This is a genomic window from Staphylococcus ureilyticus, from assembly GCF_002902235.1.
In the GTDB taxonomy this organism is placed as follows: domain Bacteria; phylum Bacillota; class Bacilli; order Staphylococcales; family Staphylococcaceae; genus Staphylococcus; species Staphylococcus ureilyticus.
Genome location: NZ_PPRL01000065.1, coordinates 1 through 10,344, shown reverse-complemented (window position 1 = coordinate 10,344; position 10,344 = coordinate 1). Strand labels below are relative to the sequence as shown.

The window sequence follows — 10,344 nt, the reverse complement described above, 5'->3', positions numbered from 1 at the left end:
CCAGATCCAGAGCCAACGCCGGATCCTGAACCAACACCAGATCCAGAGCCAACACCAGATCCAGAGCCAACGCCGGATCCTGAACCAACGCCTGATCCTGAACCAACACCGGATCCAGAGCCAACGCCAGATCCAGAGCCAACGCCAGATCCAGAGCCAACACCAGATCCAGAGCCAACGCCTGATCCTGAACCAACACCGGATCCAGAGCCAACGCCAGATCCAGAGCCAACACCAGATCCTGAACCAACACCGGACCCTGAGCCAACACCAAGTATGAGTCTTTATCAAAATATTATTTCAAATAAAGGAGACAAAATAATCACTAATTTTGACTCTTCTTCTACAATAGAACCTATGACTTTGATAGACTCTAAAAACAACCTAAATGCTATGAGAACTGAAAGTAATTCAAATTTATCCAAAGATAAATCACCTAATAAAAAAGAAATTTCAGCGTTACCAGATACGGGTGAAAAAGAAAAAAACACAACAATTTTCGCAAGTTTATTAATTATTATAGGTTCCTTATTATTATTTAGAAAAAATAAAAATAATGTTTAACTCAAAATAGTAAAATTAATAAATAGTCTAAGAATTAAATAATGAAAGCCAACTGATATCTAAATGTAAGTGTTTCAAGTTATATATCTATTCATCTTTGTGGGAGAAGGAATATGAAATCAATTTTTGATTTCTATTTCTCTCTCTTATTTTTTAAAAATTATATAGAAGAAAGACAGCTTAATTATTCTTTTGATACAGCGACTAATGATAGACAAAACGTTAATCCGCAAGAAGCAACTTTTACTGAAGAATCTCAAAATATCAACCAACAACAAAAGAAAAGTCAACCAACAGAAACAGAAGTAAAACATAAGGATATAACTGAAGAGAAAAAGGATGACAGTACAAACGAAGAAGTATTAGCGAAAGATGATAAACCATCTGAAGAAATAGAGAGTGGGCCTGAGGATAAGGAAGCAGAACCACCTAAAAAGGGGTTTTGGAGTCGTTTGTTTGGTAGCTAATATAATTAATTAGGCACTAAAAGGTTATAACCTTTTAGTGCCTTTTATATAGTGATAACTTCTTATAATCATTGGTTATGTAAATCGACAGGAAATATGGAAACTATGAATTAATAAGCTTTATGCCATTTTATTTTTTTATATTTTTATATTAACAATTGACAGAAAGCGCTTTCTGAATTATTATTCACATAAGTTCTAATACAGAACATTTGAGTAGGGATAACGATGTCAATTTTAGATGATACTAGAGTGATGATAAAAATTTGTAAATTATATTATCAACAAGAATTAAACCAAAATAAAATAGCAGAGATAATGGGTGTTAGTAGACCTACTGTGTCTAAATATCTAACCCTTGCAAAACAAAAAGGTATTGTGGAAATTAAAATCAATGAAAATGATCTATTAGAATTAGAATCTCAACTTGAAGAAAAATATGGTTTAGAAGAAGTCATATGTGTAAAAGAGACTAAACACTTAAAAACGAAATTAGGGATTGCTGGCAGTAATTATTTAGTTCGTAAACTATGTGAAGATGATATCGTTGCCGTTTCAGCAGGGACTACAATGGATCAAGTAGTTAAAAATACCGCTAGTAACAATAAATTTCCTAGTGTTTTGTTTGTACCACTTGTTGGTGGTATGGGCAATGCTTCAATGGATATACATGCTAACCATATTGCAGATAGTTTTAGCAAATGTGTTGGGGCCCATAATATGCTACTTCATGCGCCTGTAGTTGTTGATGATATCGAATCTAAACATTTTATGATGAATCAAAAATTTGTTAGTAAGATTACCGAAAAGATGAAGCAAGCAACTATTGCGGTAGTTGGTATAGGAGCTAACCCTGAACAATCAACAATGGTAGCTTCATACCGTGATGAACTTAGCTTCAAAGATATTAAAAACAAGGCCATTGGAGATATTATGTATAATTTTATTGACGAAAATGGTAAGAAAATTGATTGTGAATGGAATAATCGTATTATTTCGTTAGAAATAGAAGAATATAAAAGAATTCCGTTGAAAATAGGTATAGCTGGTGGAAAAAATAAGGAAAAAGCTATAAAAGCAGCTTTAAATAATCATCTTATTGATGTTTTAGTTACAGATGAAAACACAGGCATGGAATTATTAGAAAAAAGAAACTAATATAATATGCGTGTTTAGTATCAATAGACTAATTAACCACTTCCGTTAAATTTATTAAATAGTATATAATTTGAGTTTTAAAACTTGGTATAATAAATTAAACAATAAAATAAAGCTATGAAGTTCGCTTTTGATCGTCTTATGAGACCAATGAATGGCTTCTGTTAAACACTCACGCACGTTATACGTGTGTTTAACAGGAACCATTTTTTTGTTTGTTAAAGGGAGACAGAAGAATGAAAAAGCTTGTTAGATTGGTTATTGGTGAAGAAGTCCAAGTTCAAAGAGTAAATCAACTTAATGATATCTGGTTCAGAATTACCTGTTTTTGAAAAATTAAAAAAAGAAGTTGATGGAGGCCAAATTAATATATTTTATAGCTGAGAGGAAATTTATATCTTAACTAAACATATACAAAGATCATAAACATTCGTTATTGAGAAAAAATATAGAAAAAAAGAGAGGGCAAAAACGCTCTCTCTTTTTCCTGTCTTATTATTAAAATCTCATAATACATGATTAACATATATTTTGGGACGCTGTGAGAAATGCTCAGTTGCATTGACAATCAATTTATCAAGATAATCCCTTATCATGTTTAATTCTATAAACTGTTTGTCTTGTAATATTAACTTCTTTGGCAATTTTACTAATTGCTTGCCCTTCTTCTAACATTTCCACCACGCGATGATAAATAACACGTTTTTGAGGATCTTTCGCATTTGGTGAATAAAGTAAGGGGCGCCCTTTATATACGCCTTTTTCCTTCGCAACTTGAATTCCTTGCGCTTGTCGACGTTTACTTTCATTTCTCTCTTGTTCTGAAACCATTGCTAATATTTGAATGATTAAATCTTTCATAAACTTATCCAGTAATGGATTGCCAATCACTTCATTCATCATAGGTAAGCTGGTAATCATTAACTGAACGTCTTTTTCTTTTAAATAATTCACAGTTTCAATAATTTCATCATAGTTACGTCCTAAACGATCAATAGATTCCACAACGAATCGATCTCCCATTCTGACAAAATTGAGTGCTTCTTGAAATACAGGTCTATTTTCCACTGACTTTCCCGACTGTTTCTCTGTAAAGATTTTCTCCACACCAAACGTCTTTAAATTATCCAATTGTCTTTCTAAATTTTGATCTATCGATGATACTCTCGCATAACCTATAATCATTTATTTTCACTCCATAATAAATATACACCCTAATCATACGTTTTAATTGCGATAATTTCAACAACTTATTTTGTATGATTAGGGTGTACCTTAAAAATACATAAAACACAATTTTTTAATTAATTGAGAAATTGTGTTTTATAAACGAGTATTTTGTGACTATTATTTAAAAAATATATAATCAATAAGCACATTTTAAACTGCAAATTTCTTATCTATAAATGGTACATTGTTATAACTACGATTTTAATTATAGACATAAATATACGCCCTTTGTAATTCTATGCTAGTCATTTTTTATGAGAAATTTTAATGTACTTTTGTATACTTTCGTTTTAGTTATTTTGTGAATTAATCACGAAAATGTAGATTAGTATTCTTGTAAAATAATTAACTCGTAATCAGTCTTTAAAATAAGCTAAATTCTATTTTTTGACGGTGTTATCTACACATGCAAAGTCCTAACTAATAAAATGATATAAAAATACGATTATTATAAGATTCATTATCATATTTTTTGATTTAAAAGAATTTTGTTAAAGAAAGGTCTTAATATTAACCATCTTATTTTTTTCATTTTCATTAGATTTTTTATACGTTTTAAAATTTTATGAAAATGTATAAAACAGACTATTATTTCTTACTTATAAATAAAAATACCCACCTAAATAGATGGGTGATAATTACATGTTAATTTTGGTGAACGCTCTCAGTTATTTAATTTACAATTATTCATTTTCTTACTTAAATAAATTGTAATTCATAAATGGCCTTATCTTCGTAGGTATTGAATCCGTCTATATGTCCTTTTAAAAATATTTCTTGTTTTTTTCTACTAACATTATGATAATAAGATAACTTAATATTCATATTGGATTCGTAACCGTTATTTTTTATAGTATCGTCTAATTCATCAAATACTCTTTTATTTATAGGTAACATATAACCTTCTTTACTAGGTAACATATTAACATATTTTTTTTTGAATAACTTCATCTTCACCTAATAAAACTTCAATGGTGATTTTTTTTGCTGCACCGCCTCCTAAATTATATAATTTCAAATAATCTTCATGTTCTTCCACATTGGAAGTGGTATTTTTTAAATTTAACCTTTGGTCTTTATCTCTAATTAATAAAATCTGATTAAATCCTAATGCAGGAATAAAACTTATTTTCATTTGGTAAAGTTGAACTGATACTGATACAAAATAAAATAAGGCCATAATAAATGTTCCGAGCGACCCTATCGCTGATATAATATTAATCATATTTAGCTCCTTTTTTTTGACAAAGTAGTAGGAAATTAAATATAGTATAAAACAATTTATATTCAACAATCTATGAATATAAATTTGGCTACGAAGATTTTTTATAATAATGAAAGAATTAAATCAAAATTAAAAGGCTTGTCTCCTAAAAATTTTAGGAAACAAACCTTCGAAATATTATACTAAACCAAAGTACAATTTTTGAGGTTAAGTACATTTATAAGCTTGTCGTGCTTTTTTAATTAAAATTAGTTACCAAATAAACGATTCCAAAATCTCATTTTAGAGGGTGTTCTAACCTATTATCCATCTCGTTCTCTATTTCTTCGGATAGTTTATCCTCTTTTGCTAATACTTCCTCGTTTATATTGGTTGGCTTTTCTTTTGTTATTGGTTGATATTTTGAGATTCTTCAGTAAAAGTTGCTTCTTACACATTAACATTTTTTCAGGCATTAGTCGCTGTAGCAAAAGAATAGTTAAGATGTCTTTCTTCTTCTAATTGTTTTTCTAGTTTTTGAATCTTTTATTAATTTCTAAAGCTATATGGTTCCCCCCTAAACCTTTAAAATGCCCCTTTATGATTCCAAATAAAGGCATTTAAAATTTAATGTCTTTGAAAATTAAAAAATAAAAAATACTATTACAAATTAGTGTTGTTAAACTGAACATGGTAATAGCAATAAAGCAATTACAATAAAAAACTGGTTATTTTTAACTATCCCATTTGGAACGTAAAATACATGAGCAAAAGTTATTTTGTGGGTATTCTGGTTCGAAATATTTAATTACATCTGATTTTATATTTCCAAAAGTCGTTTCGGGTTTATGCTTAAAACCGTCATAAAAAGCTTTAATTACATCATGTTTAAAATTGCCTCTTGGGAATTTAGTAACGATTGCTTTTCTGATTTCATCAGAATATTGGTCCCAATTATCGCCCATTACGTCTGTTCCTACACCATGATATAATAAGGCTACATTGTTTTCTTTGTGTTCAGCTACACCTAGTGTTGTATGTAACGCAATAGAATCCCAGGCAAGTTGTAAATCGCGTTCGTTATAATTATAATTTTTTAAAAATTGTCTAACTGCATTAGCGCCATCTACTTCGAATCTTAAATCATCGCTACTGTATGTTTGGGTTAAACCTAAATCATGGAATAAAGAAGTGATATAAAGTAATTCTTTATCGTATTGTAATTTATCTTGCATGCCTTTAACTTCGCCAAATAAATAAACTCTGTTTGAGTGATTCCATATTAATTCATTTCCGTATTCTTGTACGATTTTTTGGGCATCTTGAACAATTTTACTATCTGGCACTTTTATTTCATCTATGCTATTAATCATAAAAAACTCCCCTTTGTTAAATATATAATTAGTGTTAATATTCCCTTTAAAAAATAAGAAAAACTTTGTGATTATCAAAACGAGTGAAACAGTTTCTTCTTGTCTTAATAATGGGGAGATTGATTTAATCCATTTTAAAATTCTAGCATAGGATTCAAATACTTTTATGGCAAAAGAATGCGTCGCAACGATCTATACCGTGTTTTTTAGAGTGGATACTTTAAATATATTAATAAAATTGATAGAATGATATCTAATATCGATAATAGAACTTATTGTTTCGTTATTTCAGTTAACCATATTGATTTTAAAGGTAGTAATAAAATATATAAAATGTTAGAAAAAGAAAGAAAACTTATATAACTTCAAAAAGAATTAGTAAAAAAATAGGAATAGAAAACTAGAAAATAAAATAGCTACTATAGCAAAGGAGAAAATTTCAAAAGATTTTTCTATTATAACCGTTTTTAATGTAAGTATGGTTATCATAAATTTTACAATTATATTTCTCTCCATAATAACGAACACTTTTTCAAGTCAATTTTTAAATACGTTCAAAAAGGATTATTATTTCCAATTGCTTATTATGATGGTAATTGGTTTAGTAATGAAATAGTTAAATCGAGGTTCTGCAGTATTTGGCATGGTAGCAATAAAGGGGATGTAGAACTTATAGAATAGTAATTTTTAAAAGAAAGTCAAGAGTAATAATGATATAATTAATATAGTTTTTCAGAAAATGCGTTGAAAAGGAGGGAATGAGGTTGTCTTTATTTTTATTTATTTTATTTATTGTAATTATTGCTATTGCATATTGGATTATTAAAAAAAAGGATATCAAAGACTTGAAGGAGAAAAGAAATTCACGTAAAAACCACAAAAAATAAACGTATTTATACCTCTGACTTTTAAATAAATAAACTAAAAAATTAATAATTATAATTTAAACAAACATTAATACTCTATACCGGGTATTCGGTATAAAGACCAGCCAATTTATAATCAAAAAACGCTTTTATACAGGCATATCTTAAATAAGTTACTGGGTATATAAGCTAAACTACTTTGAATAACTTTGCGTTTAATTTTGAAAAAGTCTATTCCTATATAACTAAACTAAGCTATAACAAACAAGGAAACTATAACTAATATCAAACTTTTATAAAATTAAATAGTTTAAATAATTAGGTTCCGGCAATATTAACAAGAAAAAATAATTTCAAAAGGAGGAAAAGCGTGAAACCTACTGTAAAAAAATACGAAAATGATAAGGAATTAGAAACAGATATCAACGCTTTAAAAGAACATGGAATAGGTATTAAAGATATTTATGTTTTATCCCATGATCCCGACCGCACGAGCCGTATAGTCAAAAATACAGAAGTCATAGGCGTTGATTATAACCAATCTGAAACTAAACAAAGTTACGATAAGCAAGGTGATGAATTAAGAGCTAAGTTAAAATCCCTGAATATCCCAGAAAATGAGGCTTCAGATTACGAAGAAGAAATGAATGAAGGAAAAATATTTTTAATTGTCACCGATGAGAGAGTAAAAGGCGAACTATAAACTATATAAACATTCAAAAAGGCCAGTTTATCTATTTAGATAAGCTGGCCTTTTTGAATGATATAAATATTTTATAATAGATTAACAAAAGAATTATATGTAACAACGGTGAGAAGCTTATGTTAAAAAGGTTTTTGTTTGAAAATCTATATAAGGAAATAACACAGATTAAAAGGGAGTTGTACAATGAAAAAGATGCCTAAAGTAGGAATTTAGATAAAAAAGGATAGAGCATTATATAAGTTCGCTTGGTTTCGAGATATCAATGGAAAACTATTAGAAGACAAAGTAGTGGCTGTGCAGTTGCTTATTTTACTTATTGGATTAGTAGTAACCGTAATAAATAGAAGGCGACGTTAAGCCACATCAAAAAACCCCCTCACTACCACAAATAGTGAAAGGATTGGTGCCTATATGCATATAATCTTATTTAAATATATTGTAACTTCATACTGGAAAAGAATGCAAAATTAGAATCTATATAGGAGGATAAAATAATATGAAGAGTATTATAGGGTTAGGTTCTGATGGTGGATTTGCAGAATTTACAAATGCCCCAGAAGAGAACGTTTATAAGTTACCAGATAACGTTTCTGATAAAGAAGGCGCCCTTGTAGAGCCAACGGTTGTTGCAGTTCAAGTAATTAAAGAAGGCGAAGTACTATTTGGCGATACAGTTGCTATTTTTGGTGTAGGACCAATAGGTTTATTAACAGTAATAGCAGCCAAAGCTGCAGGTGCAAGTAAGATATTTGTTTTTGATTTATCAGAAGAAAGATTGAATAAAGCTAAAGCAATAGGTGCTACTCATACTGTAAATTCTGGTGAATCAAACCCAAGTGATGTTATTAATGAACATACAGATAATGGAGTGATGTAGCATTTGAGGTAGCTGGTGTAGCGCCAACACTTAAATCTGCTATAGACGTTACTAGAGCAAGAGGTACTGTTGTTATAGTGTCTATATTTGGTCATCCTATTGAATGGAACCCAATGCAATTAACTAATACAGGTGTAAAACTTACTTCAACGATTGCTTATACACCTACTACATTTCAACAAACAATAGATTTAATTAATGAAGGTAATTTAAAAGTGAAAGATGTTATTACTGATGAGATAGAGCTAGATGATATTGTGGAGTCAGGATTTGAAAAACTCGTAAACGATAAATCACAAGCAAAAATTCTCGTTAAGTTATAAAAATTAATAAAAGAGCCTCTCTAATTTAGGGAAGCTCTTTTATTAGCTAAAATATAGTTTGATTTAGTCAAGAAATTTGTGAGTTTTTATAATTCTTTTTATAATTCTTTAATCTAAGGATTGTTAATAAAGTTATTATTTAATAATTGTATTTTTAAATACAAAACTAGGTTCGGCACCTAAAATGATAAGAAATATTTGTGAGTATTTCACATTTTGGAATTTTAACATCATATCTTTAAAAATTACAAAATTACTATCTTTTTTAACTTTTTTAACTTCTTGTTCATATAATTTTAAAACAGATTCTCTTATTAAAGTTGGTCGCTTATTTTGAATAATTTCACGGTTATCTGAAAACATAAGTAATCCTAAATATTTATAATTGATACTTAATTGTCTTGTCAAACTAGCTATATATTCTAACTTTTCATACATATTAGGAAACTTGTTTTTTAATTTTTTCAAATCTAACTTAACTTGGTTTAATTCTTCCATTTCATTAATCATTTTATCACTACTCCAATTCCCATGGTTTATTGATATCAAGAGACTCAATTATATTTTTAGTTTGTGATCTTTTAATTTTTCGCATTTTAGCTCTTTCTTCGCCATCCATAAATAATAATTTTTCTTCTTTGGACTGAGGAGAGATTTTGGGTACTTTAATTGGTTTTTTCTTTTCATCCAAAGCTACAAAAGTAAGAAAAGCTACAGCAGCAATTTTTCTTTCTGCAGTGATCATATCTTCTGAAATGACTTTACAAAATATTTCCATAGACTTTTCTCCTGTATAAACTACATAAGATTCTATACAAACTGAATCAGATTGGGTGATTGGATATAAAAATTCTACTGAATCTGTAGAAGCTGTAACACATTCTTTAACTCTTGCATGTCTTCTAGCTGAAAGCGTTGCGTTATTATCAATTTTTTTCATCAACACCCCCCCAAATAGGGTATCATAATTGTTTAAATCATTAATTAATACTTGATCCGTACTGACAATTTTACTGTCACTAGGAAATTTATAATTTTCCATAAAAAACTCCCGTTTCTATAATGTTTATGTTCTAATTATAGAGCGAGAGTATATAAATATAAAATATCTTTTTTTTATACAGCTATAAATTTCTCAAATACCTTCGATACAATTCTAATTTCTTCTTAAATGGTTAATAAGGGTTTGAAATAATCTCATTCAAACCTTCTGCTATTTAAGTAAATAATGGTATTCTTAGCTCAATACGTTTTGATAAAATATTATACTTAACATCCCAATTATATGGTTTTGATAATTCTTTTAACATTTTATACTGATTCTTAGTGTATCTCTCTTTTAAATTAAATTTCTCGTAAACTTTTTTACATTTATATCCTGATTTAAAGATATTAAAATATTCTTTTCTTACTTCATCCATATGTTCCTGTATTTTGTCATTATGAATAATTTTTAAAGCCACTTCTTTATCTTTGTAATTATTTTTCATATTTATCACCTAATTATTAATATTTGTTCTATATAGTCTATTACCAAGAATTAATATAATTAGCTTTAATTTATTTTCTTTTCGAC

Annotated in this window: 9 protein-coding genes and 5 pseudogenes; 7 read left to right on the top strand and 7 right to left on the bottom strand. The window is 28.6% G+C overall.

Annotation, left to right across the window (positions count from 1 at the left end):
• The 3 genes and pseudogenes from CD150_RS07085 to CD150_RS07075 all read left to right on the top strand — a co-directional run.
• The coding region (locus CD150_RS07085) for an LPXTG cell wall anchor domain-containing protein (protein WP_142382334.1) at positions 1-564 on the top strand (564 nt) is incomplete at its 5' end.
• A 167-nt stretch (positions 565-731) separates the two neighbouring features.
• Positions 732-1,031: pseudogene (locus tag CD150_RS07080) on the top strand (DUF536 domain-containing protein); the annotation flags it as partial.
• 228 nt (positions 1,032-1,259) lie between these two features.
• Positions 1,260-2,189 (top strand): sugar-binding transcriptional regulator, encoded by a 930-nt coding sequence (locus CD150_RS07075; protein ID WP_103161457.1) that lies wholly within the window; start codon positions 1,260-1,262, stop codon positions 2,187-2,189.
• A 576-nt stretch (positions 2,190-2,765) separates the two neighbouring features.
• Here the strand turns inward: CD150_RS07075 and CD150_RS07070 are convergent.
• The gene (locus tag CD150_RS07070; RefSeq protein ID WP_000583529.1) at positions 2,766-3,374 is read right to left on the bottom strand and encodes a recombinase family protein; all 609 of its coding nucleotides are present in this window, start codon (positions 3,372-3,374) and stop codon (positions 2,766-2,768) included.
• A 744-nt stretch (positions 3,375-4,118) separates the two neighbouring features.
• Positions 4,119-4,644 (bottom strand): annotated as a pseudogene (locus CD150_RS07065) (hypothetical protein).
• 72 nt (positions 4,645-4,716) lie between these two features.
• Here CD150_RS07065 and CD150_RS13930 point away from each other — a divergent pair.
• Positions 4,717-4,830, top strand: a complete 114-nt coding sequence (locus tag CD150_RS13930) for an IS3 family transposase (protein ID WP_123198838.1) — start codon at positions 4,717-4,719, stop codon at positions 4,828-4,830.
• Between the two features lie 62 nt (positions 4,831-4,892).
• Here the strand turns inward: CD150_RS13930 and CD150_RS13715 are convergent.
• Positions 4,893-5,169, bottom strand: a pseudogene (locus CD150_RS13715) (DUF536 domain-containing protein); the annotation flags it as partial.
• Positions 5,170-5,357: 188 nt separating this feature from the next.
• Positions 5,358-5,996 carry an HD domain-containing protein gene (locus CD150_RS07055; RefSeq protein ID WP_040030501.1) on the bottom strand — a complete coding sequence of 213 codons (639 nt, stop codon included), beginning with the start codon at positions 5,994-5,996 and terminating at the stop codon, positions 5,358-5,360.
• A 489-nt stretch (positions 5,997-6,485) separates the two neighbouring features.
• On the opposite strand from CD150_RS07055, the pseudogene CD150_RS14015 reads away from it, so the two are divergent.
• The 3 genes and pseudogenes from CD150_RS14015 to CD150_RS07045 all read left to right on the top strand — a co-directional run.
• Positions 6,486-6,677, top strand: a pseudogene (locus CD150_RS14015) (L-aspartate--L-methionine ligase LdmS); the annotation flags it as partial.
• A 555-nt stretch (positions 6,678-7,232) separates the two neighbouring features.
• Positions 7,233-7,565 carry a YflT domain-containing protein gene (locus tag CD150_RS07050; RefSeq protein WP_040030502.1) on the top strand — a complete coding sequence of 111 codons (333 nt, stop codon included), beginning with the start codon at positions 7,233-7,235 and terminating at the stop codon, positions 7,563-7,565.
• Between the two features lie 505 nt (positions 7,566-8,070).
• A pseudogene (locus tag CD150_RS07045) lies at positions 8,071-8,768 on the top strand (zinc-binding dehydrogenase); the annotation flags it as partial.
• Between the two features lie 135 nt (positions 8,769-8,903).
• Here CD150_RS07045 and CD150_RS07040 read toward each other — a convergent pair.
• The 3 genes from CD150_RS07040 to CD150_RS07030 all read right to left on the bottom strand — a co-directional run bounded on the left by CD150_RS07040 (position 8,904) and on the right by CD150_RS07030 (position 10,258).
• Positions 8,904-9,278, bottom strand: coding sequence for a hypothetical protein (locus tag CD150_RS07040; RefSeq protein WP_040030643.1), 375 nt, complete (start codon positions 9,276-9,278; stop codon positions 8,904-8,906).
• Positions 9,279-9,285: 7 nt separating this feature from the next.
• The gene (locus tag CD150_RS07035) at positions 9,286-9,810 is read right to left on the bottom strand and encodes an acyl-CoA thioesterase (RefSeq protein WP_040030644.1); all 525 of its coding nucleotides are present in this window, start codon (positions 9,808-9,810) and stop codon (positions 9,286-9,288) included.
• Between the two features lie 175 nt (positions 9,811-9,985).
• Positions 9,986-10,258, bottom strand: a complete 273-nt coding sequence (locus CD150_RS07030; protein ID WP_002508608.1) for a hypothetical protein — start codon at positions 10,256-10,258, stop codon at positions 9,986-9,988.
• Between the last annotated feature and the right edge of the window lie 86 nt (positions 10,259-10,344).